This is a genomic window from Enterobacter cloacae complex sp. XAL002 (genome assembly GCF_049236805.1).
GTDB lineage: Bacteria > Pseudomonadota > Gammaproteobacteria > Enterobacterales > Enterobacteriaceae > Enterobacter > Enterobacter intestinihominis.
Window position 1 is genome coordinate 1 of record NZ_JBMKJN010000014.1, and the last position, 18731, is coordinate 18731.

The 18731-nt window shown below is 57.8% G+C and carries 18 protein-coding genes and 1 other RNA gene; 9 read left to right on the forward strand and 10 right to left on the reverse strand.

All coding sequences use genetic code 11. From position 1 onward, the window contains the following. Positions 1 to 94: 94 nt before the first annotated feature. The gene (gene trhA / locus ACOT0L_RS14580; RefSeq protein WP_022649307.1) at positions 95 to 754 is read right to left on the reverse strand and encodes a PAQR family membrane homeostasis protein TrhA; all 660 of its coding nucleotides are present in this window, start codon (positions 752 to 754) and stop codon (positions 95 to 97) included. A 266-nt stretch (positions 755 to 1020) separates the two neighbouring features. On the opposite strand from trhA, the gene ACOT0L_RS14585 reads away from it, so the two are divergent. From ACOT0L_RS14585 to ACOT0L_RS14610, 6 genes are all read left to right on the forward strand, one after another. Continuing rightward, positions 1021 to 1752, forward strand: a complete 732-nt coding sequence (locus ACOT0L_RS14585; protein ID WP_022649308.1) for a MurR/RpiR family transcriptional regulator — start codon at positions 1021 to 1023, stop codon at positions 1750 to 1752. Positions 1753 to 1868: 116 nt separating this feature from the next. Then, positions 1869 to 3302 (forward strand): 6-phospho-beta-glucosidase BglA, encoded by a 1434-nt coding sequence (gene bglA, locus ACOT0L_RS14590; RefSeq protein ID WP_022649309.1) that lies wholly within the window; start codon positions 1869 to 1871, stop codon positions 3300 to 3302. Positions 3303 to 3426: 124 nt separating this feature from the next. After that, the gene (locus ACOT0L_RS14595) at positions 3427 to 3786 is read left to right on the forward strand and encodes a copper resistance protein (protein ID WP_421637264.1); all 360 of its coding nucleotides are present in this window, start codon (positions 3427 to 3429) and stop codon (positions 3784 to 3786) included. Between the two features lie 48 nt (positions 3787 to 3834). Further along, on the forward strand, positions 3835 to 5844 hold the full coding sequence (locus ACOT0L_RS14600) for a protein-disulfide reductase DsbD family protein (protein ID WP_126503447.1): 2010 nt from the start codon (positions 3835 to 3837) through the stop codon (positions 5842 to 5844). Between the two features lies 1 nt (position 5845). Then, positions 5846 to 6448: a DsbA family protein gene (locus ACOT0L_RS14605; RefSeq protein ID WP_022649312.1), complete on the forward strand. Its 603-nt coding sequence runs from the start codon at positions 5846 to 5848 to the stop codon at positions 6446 to 6448. Continuing rightward, positions 6438 to 6938, forward strand: coding sequence for a protein disulfide oxidoreductase (locus ACOT0L_RS14610; protein WP_032626112.1), 501 nt, complete (start codon positions 6438 to 6440; stop codon positions 6936 to 6938). Before ACOT0L_RS14605 ends, ACOT0L_RS14610 begins: the two co-directional genes overlap by 11 nt. Before the next feature lie 2 nt (positions 6939 to 6940). Here ACOT0L_RS14610 and ACOT0L_RS14615 read toward each other — a convergent pair whose 3' ends face one another. From ACOT0L_RS14615 to ACOT0L_RS14650, 8 genes are all read right to left on the reverse strand, one after another. After that, positions 6941 to 7684: an SDR family oxidoreductase gene (locus ACOT0L_RS14615; RefSeq protein WP_023306889.1), complete on the reverse strand. Its 744-nt coding sequence runs from the start codon at positions 7682 to 7684 to the stop codon at positions 6941 to 6943. 70 nt (positions 7685 to 7754) lie between these two features. After that, positions 7755 to 10628, reverse strand: a complete 2874-nt coding sequence (gcvP, locus tag ACOT0L_RS14620; RefSeq protein WP_045308801.1) for an aminomethyl-transferring glycine dehydrogenase — start codon at positions 10626 to 10628, stop codon at positions 7755 to 7757. Positions 10629 to 10755: 127 nt separating this feature from the next. Next, a complete protein-coding gene (gcvH, locus tag ACOT0L_RS14625; RefSeq protein ID WP_058646291.1) occupies positions 10756 to 11145 on the reverse strand; it encodes a glycine cleavage system protein GcvH in 390 nt (129 codons plus the stop codon). Between the two features lie 23 nt (positions 11146 to 11168). Then, positions 11169 to 12263, reverse strand: a complete 1095-nt coding sequence (gene gcvT / locus ACOT0L_RS14630; protein WP_003860107.1) for a glycine cleavage system aminomethyltransferase GcvT — start codon at positions 12261 to 12263, stop codon at positions 11169 to 11171. Positions 12264 to 12661: 398 nt separating this feature from the next. After that, positions 12662 to 13864: an FAD-dependent 2-octaprenylphenol hydroxylase gene (ubiI, locus tag ACOT0L_RS14635; protein WP_022649317.1), complete on the reverse strand. Its 1203-nt coding sequence runs from the start codon at positions 13862 to 13864 to the stop codon at positions 12662 to 12664. Between the two features lie 12 nt (positions 13865 to 13876). Next, positions 13877 to 15055: a 2-octaprenyl-6-methoxyphenyl hydroxylase gene (ubiH, locus tag ACOT0L_RS14640; protein WP_126503449.1), complete on the reverse strand. Its 1179-nt coding sequence runs from the start codon at positions 15053 to 15055 to the stop codon at positions 13877 to 13879. Then, positions 15052 to 16365, reverse strand: a complete 1314-nt coding sequence (pepP, locus tag ACOT0L_RS14645) for a Xaa-Pro aminopeptidase (protein ID WP_088581805.1) — start codon at positions 16363 to 16365, stop codon at positions 15052 to 15054. The genes ubiH and pepP overlap by 4 nt, the downstream gene beginning before the upstream one ends. A 31-nt stretch (positions 16366 to 16396) precedes the next feature. Beyond that, positions 16397 to 16975, reverse strand: a complete 579-nt coding sequence (locus ACOT0L_RS14650) for a YecA family protein (protein ID WP_003860099.1) — start codon at positions 16973 to 16975, stop codon at positions 16397 to 16399. 167 nt (positions 16976 to 17142) lie between these two features. Here ACOT0L_RS14650 and zapA point away from each other — a divergent pair, with 167 nt between their 5' ends. From zapA to ACOT0L_RS14665, 3 genes are all read left to right on the forward strand, one after another. Then, the gene (zapA, locus tag ACOT0L_RS14655) at positions 17143 to 17472 is read left to right on the forward strand and encodes a cell division protein ZapA (protein ID WP_003860096.1); all 330 of its coding nucleotides are present in this window, start codon (positions 17143 to 17145) and stop codon (positions 17470 to 17472) included. 41 nt (positions 17473 to 17513) lie between these two features. After that, a non-coding RNA gene (gene ssrS / locus ACOT0L_RS14660) (6S RNA) lies at positions 17514 to 17697 on the forward strand. A 24-nt stretch (positions 17698 to 17721) separates the two neighbouring features. Beyond that, positions 17722 to 18318: a 5-formyltetrahydrofolate cyclo-ligase gene (locus tag ACOT0L_RS14665; RefSeq protein ID WP_126503451.1), complete on the forward strand. Its 597-nt coding sequence runs from the start codon at positions 17722 to 17724 to the stop codon at positions 18316 to 18318. Between the two features lie 34 nt (positions 18319 to 18352). Here the strand turns inward: ACOT0L_RS14665 and ACOT0L_RS14670 are convergent. Continuing rightward, positions 18353 to 18731, reverse strand: a 379-nt coding sequence (locus ACOT0L_RS14670; RefSeq protein WP_421637265.1) for a hypothetical protein, incomplete at its 5' end; no start/stop codon positions are given.

Consider the following 18731-nt stretch of genomic DNA (forward strand, 5'->3'; position numbering starts at 1 on the left):
GGGATTGCTCAGTGCTCGCATTAATTTGTGGGGAACCCTCAGCCCTGTGGGAGAGGGTCGGGGTGAGGGCATCAGACCGCACCTTACAAAAAAACTACACCTGACCAACATACAGATAAATTGCCAGAAAGTGGCACACGCTGCCGCCCAGCACAAAGCCGTGCCAGATGGCATGGTTGTACGGGATACGCTTGCAGACGTAGAAAATCACGCCCAGCGAGTAGATCACTCCGCCCACCGCCAGAAGCGTCACGCCCCCCACCGCCAGCTTAATGGCTAACTGATACACCACAATCAGCGACAGCCAGCCCATTGTCAGATAGGTGACCAGCGACAACACTTTGAACCGGTGCGCGATGGTCAGCTTGAACAGGATCCCCAGCAGCGCCAGGCTCCAGATCACAATCATCAGGCCACGCGACAGCGGTGAGTTGAGCCCCACCAGCAAAAATGGCGTGTAAGTGCCTGCAATGAGAAGATAGATTGCGCAGTGGTCAAATTTCTTGAGCCATATCTTCGCCCGTTGATGCGGAATAGCGTGATACAGCGTTGAGGCAAGGAAAAGCAGGATCATACTCCCGCCATACAGGCTGTAGCTGGTAATGGCCATCGCGCTGGCGTTGGTATCTACCGCCTGCACCAACAGCAATACTAAGCCGACAATCCCAAACACCAGGCCAATGCCATGGCTTATACTGTTGGCTACTTCCTCAGCCAGCGAATATCCCTGTGCGATTAATGGTCTGCTCACCATACTTAACTCCGGGAAAACAAAAGATGATTATTCATCGCCAGTCTATGCTAACTGAGAATGATTCCAGTGAACACCTGTTAGCTAAAATAAATCCATAATCAAGATTTATCCTTACAAATCAGTATAATGCAAAATAAATCCACCGCACAGGTGTAAATGATTTCATTAACACCTGAGTAATCAAGGAGATAAATCCGTCTCTCACCCTTCGTCATCATGGTATGCTTCAGGGATAGTGTCCGACAGCGAGTTTAGCCATTGTGAGTATGTTCAGCCATTCCGCCATTGCCAGCCTCAACAATCTGGAAATGATGGTCTACAACTATGTCATTAAGAACCGTGACAAAGTGATGTACATGACCATCCGCGAGCTGGCGGATGCGGCGGGAGTCTCTACCACTACTATCCTGCGCTTCTGCCGAAAGCTCAACTGCGAAGGCTACTCGGAATTTCGGGTGCGCTTTAAACTCTATCTGGAGCAGAACGAGCCCCAGCAGGCGAATTTTGGTGCCAGTGAAATTATCAGCTTCTTTAAAAGCGTAAATAACGAAGAGTTCGATGCGTTATTAGATAAAGCCGTCGATATTATTTTATCATCTGAACGAATTATTTTTGTTGGCGCAGGCACGTCCGGATCGCTGGCAAAATATGGCGCACGTTTCTTTTCAAATATCGGGAAATTCAGCAACCATATCGACGATCCTTATTTCCCGGTCACTAACGATATGGCTAAAAATGCGCTGGCCATTGTACTTTCCGTCTCCGGAGAAACCGAGGAAATCCTGCGCTTCGCCAGCCAGTTCAGCCTGCATCGCTGCAAGGTGCTCTCTGTCACCAGCCACGAACATTCTCGTCTCGCGAAACTGGCGGACTTTAATCTCTCCTGGCATGTCCCCCAAACGCGCATAGGCGGCGTTTACGATATAACCACCCAAATTCCCGTTATCTATATTCTGGAATCATTAGGCCGGAAACTGGCGAAGAAATTAACAGAATAAAACATCCTGTTTTTTTGATGTGACAAATTACAATTCCCGCAAAATGTTATATCGTGACATTTATTTCCGCTTTGCTAGACTCGAAATCAATAAGTCCTGAATTGAGAATAGCAAAGATGAAAAAACTCACTTTACCGAAAGATTTTTTATGGGGCGGCGCGGTGGCGGCGCACCAGGTTGAAGGCGGCTGGAACAAAGGCGGCAAAGGGCCAAGCATTTGCGACGTGCTCACCGGCGGCGCACACGGCGTTCCGCGTGAAATCACGCAGGAAGTGATTGAAGGCAAATATTACCCGAACCACGAAGCCGTCGACTTTTACGGCCATTACAAAGAAGACATCAAGCTGTTTGCCGAGATGGGCTTCAAATGTTTCCGTACCTCTATCGCCTGGACGCGCATCTTCCCGAAAGGCGACGAAACTCAGCCAAACGAAGAGGGGCTGAAGTTTTACGACGACATGTTCGATGAACTGCTGAAGTACAACATCGAGCCGGTGATCACCCTCTCCCACTTTGAAATGCCGCTGCACCTCGTTCAGGAATACGGCGGATGGACCAACCGTAAAGTAGTCGATTTCTTTGTCCGCTTCTCGGAAGTGGTATTTGAGCGCTACAAAAATAAGGTCAAATACTGGATGACCTTCAACGAAATCAACAACCAGCGCAACTGGCGTGCGCCGCTGTTCGGCTACTGCTGCTCTGGCGTGGTCTATACCGAGCATGACAACCCGGAAGAGACCATGTACCAGGTGCTGCACCACCAGTTCGTGGCCAGCGCGCTGGCGGTGAAAGCCGCCCGCCGCATTAACCCGGAGATGAAAGTCGGCTGCATGCTGGCGATGGTGGCGCTCTATCCATACTCCTGCAAGCCAGAAGATGTGATGTTTGCTCAGGAATCCATGCGCGAGCGCTACGTCTTTACCGACGTACAGCTGCGCGGCTACTACCCGTCTTACGTGCTGAACGAGTGGGAACGCCGTGGCTTCTCCATCAAAATGGAAGCAGGCGACGAGCAGATCCTGCGTGAAGGCACCTGCGATTACTTAGGTTTCAGCTACTACATGACCAACGCGGTCAAAGCGGAAGGCGGCACCGGTGACGCCATTTCCGGCTTCGAGGGCAGCGTGCCGAACCCACACGTCAAGGCGTCCGACTGGGGCTGGCAGATTGACCCTGTGGGCCTGCGTTATTCACTGTGTGAACTGTACGAACGCTACCAGAAGCCGCTGTTTATCGTGGAAAATGGTTTCGGCGCCTACGACAAGGTGGAAGAGGACGGCAGCATCAACGATGACTACCGCATCGACTACCTGCGCGCCCATGTGGAAGAGATGATGAAGGCGGTGACCTGGGACGGTGTGGATCTGATGGGCTACACCCCGTGGGGCTGCATCGACTGCGTCTCCTTCACCACCGGCCAGTACAGCAAGCGCTACGGCTTTATCTACGTCAACAAGCACGACGACGGCACCGGTGACATGTCCCGCTCCCGTAAGAAGAGCTTTGAGTGGTATAAAACCGTCATTGCCAGCAACGGCGAAACGCTGTAATGGCTTGCCCTCTCTGCAAGCGGAGAGGGCAAACTGCTTATCTTCCAGACACTTCTTTACAGCTTTTGCGTTGCCAAAATATGTTCGCCCGATAATATAGGCATCCTGAATATTTGAGGCGAACATGATTAAGCGACAACGCAACGCTATCCTGCTTGTAGCCCTGGCCTGCCTGGTGGTACTGATAGGTACCGCCCAGCGGATGGCCGGGATGCACGCGCTTGTCATGAACGTCACCGCCACGAGCCAGTCTGTTCAGCAGGGGCAGGAGAGTGCCGACGCACCGGTAACCCCGTGTGAGCTAAGCGCCAAGTCGCTGATGTCGGTCCCGCCTGTTTTGTTTGAAGGCGCCCTGATTGCCGTCACCCTGCTGCTGGCGTTGCTGGCAGCCAGTCCACCGCGCCGCGAACAGCAGTGGCCTCCCCGCGTTATCTCCCCGCCCCGGTTAAGGGTGCATCTGCGATTATGCGTCTTCCGTGAATGAGCCTTCGCCTGTTACTTCAGGTTAATTCATCATTTACGGAGAAAATTTATGTTTACTGTATTCAGGCGACTGCTGGTCTGCCTGCTTTGGCTATGGCTGCCCCTCAGCCAGGCTGCCGACAGCGGCTGGCTGCGCGCCGCCGATAATCAGCACGCCAGCGTCAGGCTGCGTGCGCAACCTGAAAGCACTGGCGAAACCCGCCTGCTGCTGGACGTCGCCCTGCAAAAAGGCTGGAAAACCTACTGGCGCTCGCCGGGCGAAGGCGGCGTCGCACCCGCGATTAAATGGCATCAGCCCGTCGAGGCGATCTGGCGCTGGCCTGTGCCGCAGCGTTTCGACGTCGCGGGCATCACCACGCAGGGCTATCACGGCGATGTCAGCTTTCCCCTCACTCTGCGGGGCGACGTCCCGACGATCCTGAGCGGCGTGCTGACGCTCTCCACCTGTAGCAACGTCTGTATTCTTACCGACTACCCGTTTTCACTGAACATGACCGCATCCGCAGGCGCCAGTTTTGATTACGATTTCAGTCGGGCCATGGGCACCCTTCCCCTCAGCGGCGGGTTGACCTCAACGCTTAACGCCACCTATGCCCCCGGCAAGCTGACCGTAACGGCGCAGCGTGACGCAGGCTGGCAGGCGCCGTCGCTGTTTATCGACGGTATGGATGATGTTGATTTCGGCAAACCGGCCCTCACCGTGCGCGGTGATTCGCTGGTCGCCACCGTGCCCGTGACGGACAGTTGGGGCGAGGCCGCGCCCAACCTCAGCGGCAAAACCCTGTCGCTGGTTCTGGCCGATAGCGGGCAGGCGCAGGAGTCCAGCCTGAGCATTCAGCCGGGGAACGCCGCGCCGACGCTCCCGTTAGGCTGGGTGCTGCTGATGGCGCTGGCTGGTGGTCTGATCCTTAACGTCATGCCCTGCGTACTGCCCGTGCTGGCCATGAAGCTGGGCACGCTGATGCAAACCGAACGGCAGGCGCGGGGTCAGGTACGCCGACAGTTTCTTGCATCGGTAGCCGGGATCGTGATCTCGTTCCTCGCACTGGCGCTGATGATGACGGTATTACGTTTAGGCAATCAGGCGCTCGGCTGGGGGATCCAGTTCCAGAACCCGTGGTTTATTGCCGCGATGGCGCTGGTAATGGTGCTCTTCAGCGCCAGCCTGCTGGGGTTGTTTGAAATCCGTCTCCCTTCCGGCGCCAGCACCTTCCTCGCCACGCGCGGCGGCAACGGGCTTGCGGGTCATTTCTGGCAAGGCGCGTTTGCCACGCTGCTGGCGACACCCTGCACCGCGCCGTTCCTGGGGACGGCGGTCTCGGTCGCGCTGGCGGCACCGCTTCCCCTGCTGTGGGGGATCTTCCTGGCGATGGGTATCGGCATGAGCCTGCCGTGGCTGCTGGTGGCGGCCTGGCCGGGGCTGGCCCAGCGGTTGCCGCGTCCGGGGCGCTGGATGAACGTTGTACGCGTAGTGCTGGGGATGATGATGCTCGGCTCATCGCTGTGGCTGCTGAGCCTGCTGACGGTGCACATTGGCAGCCTGCCGGTCATTACGCTGGGCGTGCTACTGATCCTTGCGCTGCTGCTGGTCACCGCCTGGCGCTACCGCTGGCAAACGGCACTGCGCGCCGGGGTATTAGCTGTACTGGTGGCCGGGGGAGTCGCGTTTGTTTCCGGCTCCGGCGGCGAGGGCTCCCGCCGCGATCGTATTCACTGGCAGCCGCTCAGCGAGCAGGCCATTGTCCGCGCGCTGGCGGAGAACAAACGGGTGTTCGTCGACGTGACCGCCGACTGGTGCGTGACCTGTAAAGCCAATAAATACAACGTACTGCTGCGCGACGACGTGCAGGTCGCGCTCTCCGCCCCGGACGTTGTCGCCCTGCGCGGCGACTGGAGCCGCCCCTCAGATACCATCAGCCAGTTTTTAACCACGCGCGGCAGCGCCGCCGTGCCGTTTAACCAGATCTACGGACCGGGATTACCTCAGGGCCACGTGCTGCCTGCGTTGTTAAGCCGCGAAGCGGTGCTGAGCACCCTGTCCGATGCAAAAGGAAAATAACATGAGAGCCTTTGTTGCCTTACTTCTGCTGTCGTTATCAACGTTCGGTTTCGCCGCACCGTCAGATGACGCTTCCAACGACCAGCTGGCAAAACTGCTGTTTAACGACCCCAACAGCCCGCGAACCGGAGCGACATCGCCGAAGCTCACCATCGTCTCCTTCACAGACTACAACTGCCCGTATTGCAAGCAGTTCGACCCAATGCTGGAGAAAATCGTGCACGATAATCCCGACGTGCAGCTCATCATCAAACTGCTGCCGTTCAAGGGACAAAGCTCGGTAAATGCCGCGAAAGCGGCGCTCTCAACGTGGCAGCAGGCGCCGGATCAATTCTGGGCACTACACCAGCGGCTGATGATGAAAAAGGGCTATCACGATGACGCCAGCATCGCCGCCGCGCAGGTGAAGACCGGGACGGACAGCATTAAAACCGATGATAAAACTATGGACAGCGTAAAGATGAACCTGATCCTGGCGCAGGTGCTGAATATTCAGGGCACCCCGGCGACCATCATCGGTGACCAGATGGTGGCGGGCGCAATCCCGTATGACGATCTGGAGGGGCTGGTCAAAGAACAGCTGGCGAACGCCCGTGGCAAGTAAGCTTCCGCGCCTGCTGCGCGAGCTGGCCGTGTGGCTGCTGATTGGCGTAGCCGTGAGCCTGGCGGTGGACTATTTCCGCCAGCCCGCGCTGCCGCAGAATTTCTCCGCGACGGCACTGCACACCCTCGACGGTCAGCCCGTCGATCTTATCGCCATGAGTAAGGAGCGACCGCTGCTGGTCTACGTCTGGGCGACATGGTGCGGCGTCTGCCGCTACACCACGCCGTCGGTGGCGGCGATTGCCGCGGACGGGGGTAACGTGATGTCGGTTGCGCTGCGCTCGGGCGATAACGCGACGCTCGAAACATGGATGAGAAAGAAGAAGGCGATGATGCCCACGGTCAACGACGCCAGCGGAGAACTGGCGCGTCAGTGGGACGTTCAGGTGACGCCAACGCTTGTGGTGATCTCTCACGGTGAAGTGAAGTCGATCACCACCGGCTGGACCAGCGGCTGGGGAATGCGCCTGCGGCTGTGGCTGGCGTCGTAGCGTTACTTCCCGCCAGCCAGCTCCAGGAAGCTACCGGTGACATAGGAGGCTTTGTCGCTCAGCAGCCAGGTAATGGCCTGGGCGACCTCCTCCGGCTGACCGCCACGCTGCATCGGTAACATCGACTTCACCCGATCCACACGCCCCGGCTCGCCGCCGGAGGCGTGAATATCGGTATAAATCAGGCCTGGCCGCACGCAGTTAACGCGAATGCCCTGCGCCGCCACCTCCAGCGCGAGGCCGGTTGTCAGGGAATCCACGGCCCCTTTGGAGGCAGCATAATCCACATACTCCCCCGGAGCGCCCAGTCGTGAGGCCGCCGAGGAGACATTCACAATCGCGCCGCCCTTGCCGCCGTGTTTATGCGACATGCGTTTCACCGCCTCACGGCAGCAGAGAAAATAGCCAGTGACGTTGGTGGACAGCACGCGGTTAATACGTTCAGCGGAGAGGTTTTCGATGGAGGATTGTTCAAACAAAATCCCGGCGTTGTTCACCAGCGCGGCGAGCGGCTCACCTTCGCGATCGATGCTGTCGAACATCGCCATCACCTGCGATTCATCGCTGATATCCGCGCGCACGGCAAAGGCCTTACCGCCCGCGTCCACGATCTGATTAATAACCTCTGTCGCGGCTTTGATGTTGTGATGAAAATTCACCGCAACGGTGTAGCCTTCGCTTGCCAGCTGTAGCGCGGTGGCTTTACCAATACCCCGGCTGGCGCCGGTGACCAATGCAATTGCCATTCTTTTCTCCCAATAAAAAAGCCGGGTGGCGGCTTCGCCTTACCCGGCCTACGTTACTACAGGAACAACGTTACTGGTATTCGCTCATCGGCACGCAGGAGCAGAACAGGTTACGGTCGCCGTAAACATCATCAAGACGTTTCACGGTTGGCCAGTATTTGTTTGCTACACCTGCCGGGAAGACAGCCAGCTCGCGGGTATAACCGTGGTTCCACTCTGCCACCAGTTCGTTCTGGGTATGCGGCGCGTTAACCAGGGGGTTATCTTCCAGCGTCCATTCCCCGCCTTTCACGCGGTCGATTTCGCTGCGGATCGCCAGCATCGCGTCGATAAAGCGATCCAGCTCCACCTTGCTTTCAGACTCGGTCGGCTCAACCATCAGCGTTCCTGCAACCGGGAAGGACATGGTTGGCGCGTGGAAGCCGTAGTCGATCAGGCGCTTGGCAATATCCAGCTCGCTGATGCCCGTCTCTTCTTTCAGAGGACGAATATCGAGGATGCATTCGTGCGCCACGCGACCATCGCGGCCGGTGTAGAGCACCGGATAGGCGTCTTTCAGACGTGTTGCGATGTAGTTGGCGTTGAGGATCGCCACCTGGCTGGCCTGCTTGAGCCCTTCCGCGCCCATCATGCGGATGTACATCCAGCTGATTGGCAGGATAGAGGCGCTGCCGAACGGTGCCGCGGAGACCGCGCCCTGACGGGTCAGCATGCCTTCAATCTGCACCACGCTATGGCCTGGCACAAACGGTGCCAGGTGCGCTTTGACGCCGATTGGGCCCATGCCCGGGCCGCCGCCGCCGTGCGGAATGCAGAACGTTTTATGCAGGTTGAGGTGCGACACGTCCGCGCCAATAAAGCCCGGAGAGGTAATGCCCACCTGGGCGTTCATGTTCGCGCCGTCGAGGTAAACCTGGCCGCCGAACTGATGCACCACTTCACATACTTCACGGATCGTTTCTTCGTACACGCCGTGGGTGGACGGGTAGGTCACCATGATGCAGGAGAGTTTGTCGCCTGCCTGCTCGGCTTTCGCGCGCAGGTCGGCCAGATCGATGTTGCCGTTTTTGTCGCACGCCACAACCACCACTTCCATTCCTGCCATCTGGGCAGAAGCCGGGTTGGTACCGTGGGCAGAGCTTGGGATCAGACAGATATCGCGGTGGCCTTCGTTGCGGCTTTCGTGATAGTGACGGATCGCCAGCAGACCGGCGTATTCACCCTGCGCACCGGAGTTCGGCTGCATGCAGAGCGCGTCGTACCCGGTCAGCTTCACCAGCCAGTCGGAGAGCTGGTTGATCATCATGTGATAACCTTCCGCCTGCTCAGCCGGGCAGAACGGGTGCAGCTCAGAGAATTCAGGCCAGGTAATTGGGATCATCTCAGCCGCGGCGTTCAGCTTCATGGTGCAGGAGCCCAGCGGGATCATCGCCTGGTTCAGCGCCAGATCTTTACGTTCCAGAGAGTGCATGTAACGCATCATCTCGGTTTCGCTGTGATAGCGGTTGAACACCGGGTGAGTCAGGATCGCGTCGTCGCGCAGCATGCTTTCCTGAATGGAGCGGCTGTCGAGCGCAACCTCTTTGTCGAGCGTATCAACGTCCAGACCCTGTGCGTCACCCAGCAATACGTTGAACAGGGTCAGGATATCGTCACGGGTGGTGCTTTCGTCCAGCGTAATACCGACCGCATTGTGAATGTCGCTGCGCAGGTTGATTTGTGCTGCCTCGGCGCGCGCCAGCACGGCCGCTTTGTCTGCCACCTCGACGCACAGGGTGTCGAAGTAGTGCTCATGACGCAGTCTGAGACCTTTCTGTTGCAGACCGCAGGCCAGGATATCGGCCAGACGGTGGATGCGGCTGGCAATGCGTTTCAGGCCAGCCGGACCGTGGAACACCGCGTATAAGCTGGCAATGTTAGCCAGCAGCACCTGCGAGGTACAGATGTTGGAGTTCGCTTTCTCGCGGCGGATATGCTGCTCGCGGGTCTGCATCGCCATGCGCAGCGCGGTGTTACCGGCGGCATCTTTCGATACGCCGATAATACGGCCTGGCATGGAACGTTTAAATTCATCTTTCGCGCCAAAGAACGCCGCGTGCGGGCCGCCGTAGCCCATCGGCACGCCGAAGCGTTGCGCTGAGCCGAAGACAATATCCGCGCCCTGTTTACCTGGCGCCGTCAGCAGCACCAGCGCCATAAAATCAGCGGCGACGCTAACAATAACCTTACGGGATTTGAGCTCGGCGATCAGCGCGCTGTAATCATGCACTTCCCCGGTGGTGCCCACCTGCTGTAACAGCACGCCGAAGACGTCCTGGTGATCCAGCACTTTGTCAGCGTCGTCGACAATCACCTCAAAGCCGAAGGTTTCCGCACGGGTGCGCACCACGTCCAGCGTCTGGGGATGCACGTCCGCCGCGACGAAGAAGCGGTTGGCGTTTTTCAGCTTGCTCACGCGCTTCGCCATCGCCATCGCTTCAGCGGCGGCAGTGGCTTCATCCAGCAGCGAGGCAGAGGCGATATCCATACCGGTCAGATCCAGCGTCACCTGCTGGAAGTTCAGCAGCGCTTCCAGACGGCCCTGGGAGACTTCTGGCTGATACGGGGTGTAAGCGGTGTACCAGCCCGGGTTTTCCAGCATATTACGCAGGATCACCGGCGGTAATTGCACGTTGGTGTAGCCCATGCCGATATAAGACTTATAGCGCTTGTTAAGGCCGGCGATGGCCTTCAGCTCCGCCAGCGCGGCGAACTCCGTCGTGGACTCGCCTACCTGCGGCGGTGTGGCAAGCTGGATGTCTTTTGGCACGATCTGGCCGATCAGTGCGTTTAATGAATCCGCGCCAACTGTCTTCAGCATCTCCTGCTGTTGCTGAGCATCCGGCCCAATGTGACGTTCAATGAAGGCGCCACGGTTTTCAAGCTGGCTTAAAGTCTGTGTCATGAGCGATGGTTCCTGAAACGTGCAGTGAATCGTAATTATCTGTAACGCTGTTGCCCGGTGGCGCTAACGCTTACCGGGCCTACGTAGATCTGTAGGCCGGATAAGCGCAGCGCCATCCGGCACAACGTTATTCGTCTTCCAGTAGTGCTTCGTACGCGGTCGCATCCAGCAGCGCGGCAACCTGCGCTTCGTCGCTGGCTTTGATCTTAAAGATCCAGCCGCTTTCATAAGGCTCGCTGTTCACCAGCTCCGGGGAGTCGCTCAGCGCGTCGTTCACGGCAACAATTTCACCGCTCACCGGAGCGTAGATGTCAGAGGCCGCTTTAACGGATTCCGCCACCGCACAGTCGTCGCCTGCGCTCACGGTTGCGCCCACTTCCGGCAGGTCAACAAACACCATGTCGCCCAGCAGCTCCTGCGCGTGCTCGGTGATCCCAACGGTGTAAGTGCCGTCCGCCTCTTTGCGCAGCCACTCGTGTTCTTTGCTGTATTTCAGTTCTGCTGGCACATTGCTCATTGAAGTTCTCCTGATAAAAATAGTTAGGCGACCGGCTTACCGGCGCGAACAAAAATCGGTTTGGTCACGTTGACCGGCATTTCGCGGTTGCGGATCTGCACCACCGCCGTTTCGCCAATCCCCGCTGGCACGCGTGCCAGTGCAATACTGTAGCCGAGCGTCGGGGAGAACGTTCCGCTGGTGATCACGCCTTCGCGATGATTGCCATCGGCATCGGTGAAGCGCACCGGCAGCTCGCCGCGCAGAACGCCTTTTTCTTTCATCACCAGGCCAACCAGCTGTTCAGTGCCCTTCTCGCGCTGCATCTCCAGCGCTTCACGGCCAATAAAATCACGGTCAGCCGGTTCCCACGCGATGGTCCAGCCCATGTTGGCCGCCAGCGGTGAGACGCCTTCGTCCATCTCCTGACCGTAGAGGTTCATCCCCGCTTCCAGACGCAGCGTATCGCGCGCGCCCAGGCCCGCAGGCTTCACACCCGCCTCCACCAGCGCACGCCAGAAATCGGCGGCCTTTTCGTTTGGCATTGCAATTTCGTAGCCCGCTTCACCGGTGTAGCCGGTGGTGGCGATAAACAGATCCCCCGCCTGCACGCCGAAGAACGGCTTCATGCCTTCGGTTGCTTTGCGCTGCTCGTCGCTGAACAGAGACGCGGCTTTCGCCTGGGCGTTTGGCCCCTGCACCGCAATCAGCGACAGATCGTCACGAACGGTGATGTCGATGGCGTAGGGTTCAGCGTGTTGGGAAATCCAGGAGAGGTCTTTTTCGCGGGTGGCGGAGTTTACAACGAGGCGGAAGAAATCTTCGGTGAAGTAGTAGACGATGAGGTCGTCAATCACGCCGCCAGAGGCATTGAGCATGCCGGTATAGAGCGCTTTGCCCGGCGTTTTTAGTTTGGCGACGTCGTTTGCCAGCAGATAACGCAAAAACTCCCGGGTGCGGCTTCCGCGCAGGTCGACAATCGTCATATGAGATACGTCGAACATACCGGCATCGGTGCGCACCGCGTGGTGCTCATCAATCTGCGAGCCGTAGTGCAGCGGCATCATCCAGCCGTGGAAGTCCACCATGCGGGCGCCGCATAACACGTGCTGTTCGTACAAAGGAGTCTGTTGAGCCATCTTTTCCTCGTTGAAAAATTCACCGTGAAACCCGGTGTCGACCTCGCGATCGGGGGGCCGACGCAAACGTTCTCTTTTACCTGAACTTACCACCGAAACCGGCGGTTAACCATAAGGTAAAACGGGTCATCACATTAGCTTATGACCAAAAATCGCTGAAAAGCCTACAGAGTTATTCACTGGTAAAATGCGATTAAACCCGCATAAAATTAACATCGAGCTAACAGGATTTAGCAGATGGTGATATTTCGTGCGGAAAAACGGGCCGAATTTCCGTAACATAAAAATAGTAAGATTAGATTTTCTAATGCGAAAAATGACGTGAAATTAGATTATTTCAAACGAGGAGATTTCCCCGGCGCGAAGGCCGGGAAAATAAAGTGTGACGGGGATCGAGATTAACGTAACCAGTCGGGAAGATCGTTAAGGCCCATTGCCTGACGAAGAAGCTGCGGTTTGACGCCGGGAAGGGTGTCGGCCAGTTTGAGGCCGATATCGCGAAGCAGTTTTTTCGCCGGGTTCGCTCCGGCAAATAGCTCGCGGAAGCCCTGCATACCCGCCAGCATCATCGCCGCACTGTGTTTGCGGCTGCGCTCGTAGCGACGCAGATACAGATGCTGACCAATATCTTTACCTTCCCGATGCAGACGACGCAGCTCTTCAACCAGCTCGGCCGCGTCCATAAAGCCGAGGTTCACCCCCTGCCCGGCCAGCGGATGAATCGTATGCGCCGCATCCCCCACCAACGCCAGACGGTGCGCCGCAAACTGACGCGCGTAGCGACCGGTTAACGGAAACGCCTGGCGTTCGCTTTCAAGCGTGCACAGGCCCAGACGGTTATCAAACGCCACGCATAGCGCCTGATTAAAGGCGTCCGGCGTCGCCTCCTGCATCTGCTGCGCTTTCTCCGGCTCTAAAGACCAGACGATGGAGCAGAGATGCGGATCGGCAAGCGGCAGGAAGGCCAGAATGCCATCATTGTGGAAAATCTGGCGCGCCACGCCGCCATGCGGCTCTTCGGTGCGGATTGTGGCAACCAGGGCGTGATGACGGTAATCCCAGAAGGTCAGCGGAATATCCGCTTTGTTACGCAGCCAGGAATTGGCGCCGTCGGCACCCACTACCAGCCGCGCGGTCAGCATGTCGCCGCTTTCAAGAGTGATAAACGCGTCGTTTTCGCCCCACGCCACCTGCTGAAGTTTCGCCGGTGCGATCAGCGTGACGTCGCTGCACTGCTGCGCTTTTTGCCACAGCGCGTGGTGGATCACCGCGTTTTCAACGATGTGCCCAAGGTGGCTGTAGCCCATGCTTTCATCGTCAAACGCGATATGGCCGAAGCTGTCTTTATCCCACACTTCCATGCCATGGTAACAGCTGGCACGCAGCGCCACGATTTCAGACCAGACGCCAAGGTGCGTCAGTAGCTTTTCGCTGGCGGCATTGATCGCCGAGACGCGCAGCTCCGGCGGTGCATCCTGCGCCACAGGCTGCGGCGCATTTTGCTCAAGCACCGCCACGCGCAGGCCGCTGCCCTGTAAACCACAGGCCAGCGCCAGTCCTACCATTCCGCCGCCGACAATGGCGACATCAACATTTTGCACGGTGATTACTCCTTAACGCGCGACCCAACCCAGGGTCCGCTGCGCCAGCACGTCACGTGCCGGAATGAACAGTTCCATCGCCATCAGCCCAAGGTTGCGACCCGCAACCAGCGGTGCCCAGCGATTGGCAAACAGGTGGACTAAACCGTCGGTAACGCCAATGGTCGCCGCTTTGTCCGCCTGACGTCGTTTCTGGTAATGGCTCAGCACTGAGTATGCGCCACAATCCTGTTGTTCGCTCCACGTCTGCGCCAGTAGCTCAGCCAGGCTCATCACGTCGCGCAGGCCAAGGTTAAAGCCTTGCCCGGCGATGGGGTGCAGCGTCTGCGCGGCGTTGCCGACCAGGGCGACGCGATGGGAGACAGTCTGCGATGCGGTCGTCAGCGCGAGCGGATAGGCCACGCGTTTTCCGGCCTGGGTGATACGCCCAAGCCGCCAGCCGAAGGCTTTTTGCAGCTCGGAACTAAAACGTTCGTCGGACCAGGAGAGAACCTCATCGGCCCGGTCCTGCGCATGGCACCACACCAGCGAGCAGCGCCCGTTCGACATCGGCAGCATGGCCAGCGGGCCGTGCTCCGTGAAGCGCTCAAATGCCCTGCCGTTATGCGTGCCAGCCGTAGAGACGTTAGCGATGACCGCCACCTGCCCATAGGGTTCAGAGCGCAATTCGACGCCGCACTGCGTGGCGATCGCGGAGCGTGAACCATCCGCCGCCACCAGCAGTTCCCCCTCCAGCGTGGTGCCGTTGTCCAGCGTCACGCTGACGGCTTCGTCACGGCGGCTAAAGCTGGCGACGCGCGCCGGACAGTGCAGCGTGACGCCAGGCGCGTCCTGTAAAAGACGGAACAGCCGCAGCCCTACGTCATGCAGCTCGACAACCTGCCCCAGCGCCTCGATCCGGTAATCGTGGGCATCCAGCGTCACGAACCCGGCGTGCCCGCGATCGCTGACGTGAACGGTGCCGATCGCCGTCGCGCAATCCGCTATCGCCTGCCAGATCCCAATACGCGCAAGCTGCTGACAGGTTCCCTGCGCCAGCGCGATAGCGCGGGCGTCGAAACCGGGATGATCGGTCGCCTGCGGCGCGACCGCCTCAACCAGATGCACCGGAAGCTGGCCCTGGGTTAACCGCGAAATAGCCAGCGCCAGAGTAGCGCCGGTCATGCCTCCGCCAACGATGATTACGCTCATCCGCGTGCCGCCGCCATCAGCGCCTCGATGTCATCGGCTTTTTTCACCACGGTCGCGGTCAGGTTTTCGTTACCGGTTTCTGTGATGACGATGTCATCTTCAATACGAATGCCGATCCCGCGGTACTGTTCCGGCACGTCGGCATCCGGCGCGATGTACAGCCCCGGCTCAACGGTCAGCACCATGCCAGGCTCCAGCACGCGCGAACGTTCCGGACCGTATGCCCCCACGTCATGCACATCCAGCCCCAGCCAGTGGCTCAGGCCATGCATAAAGTACGGGCGATGGGCGTTTTCGGTTATAAGGGTGTCCACATCGCCTTTCAGAATGCCAAGCTTCACCAGCCCGGTAATCATGATGCGCACCACCTCGCCCGTAACCTCCTGAATGGAGGTGCCAGGGCGGAACAGCGTCAGCGCGGTCTCCAGAGACTCAAGCACGATGTCATAGATTTCACGCTGCGCTGGGGTGAATTTACCGTTCACCGGGAAGGTACGGGTGATGTCACCCGCGTAACCCTGATATTCACAGCCGGCGTCAATCAGCACCAGATCGCCGTCGCGCAGTTCACTTTCGTTTTCGGTGTAGTGCAGAATGCAGCCGTTTTCCCCGCCGCCTACGATGGTGTTATAGGACGGGAAGCGCGCGCCGTGACGGTTAAATTCATGGTGAATTTCCCCTTCAAGCTGGTACTCGAACATACCGGGACGGCACTTTTCCATGGCACGGGTATGCGCCAGGGCGCTGATTTCGCCCGCGCGGCGCATCACATTCAGCTCTTCTTCAGACTTAAACAGGCGCATCTCATGCACCACCGGTCGCCAGTCTGTCAGGGTTGCGGGTGCAGACAAATTCTGACGTGAGCCTTTACGCAGCTTATCCAGCGCAGTGAAAACAATCTCATCCGCATACGCGTATTCACCCTGCGCGTGATAGAGCACGTCCAGGCCGTTGAGCAATTGATAGAGCTGCTGGTTGATTTCGCTGTAGGCCAGCGCGCGGTCCACGCCCAGTTTTTCCGGCGCCGCCTCCTGCCCTAAGCGGCGACCAAACCAGATTTCCGCAGTCAGATCGCGAACGCGGTTGAAAATCACGCTGTGGTTGTGGGTGTCATTGCTTTTAATCAGCACCAGTACCGCTTCCGGCTCGTTAAACCCGGTGAAGTACCAGAAATCACTGCTCTGGCGATAGGGGTATTCGCTGTCGGCGCTGCGCGTCACTTCCGGCGCGGCGAAAATCAGGGCAGCGCTTCCCGGCTGCATTTTTGCCAGCAGCGCCTGACGACGGCGAGAATACTCTTGACTGGAGATAACCATGACACCCTCCTGTGCGTTATTTTTCTTAGTGTAATGTTGGCTTGCGAACTTCCGGCGCGGTCGGCTGCGAGCGCGTAAAGTTGTCGTGGCACAGCAGAGACGCCACGCGCACGTACTCGATGATCTCTTCGAGAGACATCTCCAGCTCTTCCTGGTCTTCGTCTTCATCGTAGCCGAGCTGGGCGATGTTACGCAGATCGTCGATCGCTTCACCCGCTTCGCCGGTCACTTTATCCAGTTTAGGCTGGGTCACGCCCAGGCCAAGCAGATAGTGGTTTACCCAACCCGCAAGCGCATCAGCGCGATCGAAGACGCTGACATCGTCGCCTTCAGGCAGATAAAGCTGAAAAAGAAAGCCATCATCTTCCAGGGAATCGCTGGTTGCGGCGTGCATTTTACGCAGCGCTTCCGCCAGTTCGTGGCCAAACGCCAGCCCTTCGTTGGTGAGGTCGTGGATCAGCGGCTGCCATGAGCTGTCGCTGTTTCCGCCGCACAGTATGCCGCTGATCAGACCGTGCATTTCGGCAGGGGTTAGACCGACTCCCTGCTGGTTCAGTAACTGGTTTAAATCCTTGTAACCAGGCATTTCGTTCTGTATAGACATACGCATTCGTCATCAAAGGGAGGATATTCATGATATGCTACCACTTTGGACCCTGGTGATACCAGAAAAGGGCTTGTATCTTCACATCAGGGTAGCTATAGTGTCGCCCCTTCGCAGCCCCCGGGGCAGTAAGCGAAGGCAGCGCAGTCAATCAGCAGGAAGGTGGCATGTCTGCACAACCCGTCGATCTCCAGATTTTTGGCCGTTCACTGCGAGTGAATTGTCCGCCTGAACAAAGGGATGCTTTGAATCAGGCTGCGGACGATTTGAATCAGCGGTTGCAAGATCTAAAAGAACGCACTAGAGTCACAAATACTGAGCAGCTGGTTTTCATCGCCGCGTTGAACATCAGCTATGAACTGACTCAGGAAAAAGCGAAGACCCGCGATTACGCGGCAAGCATGGAGCAGCGCATTAAAATGCTCCAGCAGACCATTGAACAGGCATTGCTTGATCAAGGTCGCAGTCCTGAAAGACCGGGACCAAAGTTTGAATAACACTTCTCAGTTGACTATGGTAGAGTAACTGTGAAGACAAAATTTCTCTGAGATGTTTGCAAGCGGGCCAGTCCCCTGAGCCGATATTTCATACCACAAGAATGTGGCGCTCCATGGTTGGTGAGCATGCTCGGTCCGTCCGAGAAGCCTTAAAACTATGACGACACATTCACCTTGAACCAAGGGTTCAAGGGTTACAGCCTGCGGCGGCATCTCGGAGATTCCCTCTCTCTTCTTCTACCAACAACCATGACTCAATTCCCTGAAGTTTCTGCTTCACGCCAGGATATCCGTCAGCTCATTCGCCAGCGTCGTCGTGCCTTAAGCGCCGAACAACAGGCACAGTTTGCCCAGCAGGCCGCCGCCCGTATGATGGCCTATCCGCCTGTGGTGATGGCAAACACCGTCGCCTTGTTTCTTTCGTTTGATGGTGAGCTGGATACCCAACCGCTTATCGACCAGCTCTGGCGCGCCGGGAAAAAAGTTTATCTGCCGGTGCTGCATCCCTTTAGCCGGGGCAATCTGCTGTTTCTGCACTACCATCCGCACAGCGAGCTGGTGGTGAATCGTCTGAAAATCACCGAACCCAAACTCGACGTGCGCGTTGTGCTGCCGCTATCTGAACTGGATGTGCTGATTACGCCGCTGGTGGCGTTTGACGAGCAGGGACAGCGCCTGGGAATGGGCGGTGGTTTTTACGACAGAACGCTACAAAACTGGCAGCAGTACGGGTTGCAGCCGGTGGGCTATGCGCATGATTGTCAGGGCGTGGAGGCATTACCCGTGGAGAAATGGGATGTGCCGTTGCCGGCGGTGGTGACGCCCAGTAAAACCTGGACCTGGTAGAACAAAGCCGGGTGGCGGCTACGCCTTACCCGGCCTACATAAATCCTCGAACATTGTAGGTCGGGTAAGCGTAAGCGCCACCCGACACACAGACCGCACGAACATTGAAGGTCGGGTAAGCGTAAGCGCCACCCGACACGCAGACCGCACGAACATTGTAGGTCGGGTAAGCGTAAGCGCCACCCGACACACAGACCGCACGACCGCTGTAGGTCGGGTAAGCGTAAGCGCCACCCGACACGCAGACCGCACGAACATTGTAGGTCGGGTAAGCGTGAGCGCCACCCGACACACAGACCGCACGACCGTTGTAGGTCGGGTAAGCGTAAGCGCCACCCGACACACAGACCGCACGAACATTGTAGGTCGGGTAAGCGTAAGCGCCACCCGACACACAGACCGCACGAACATTG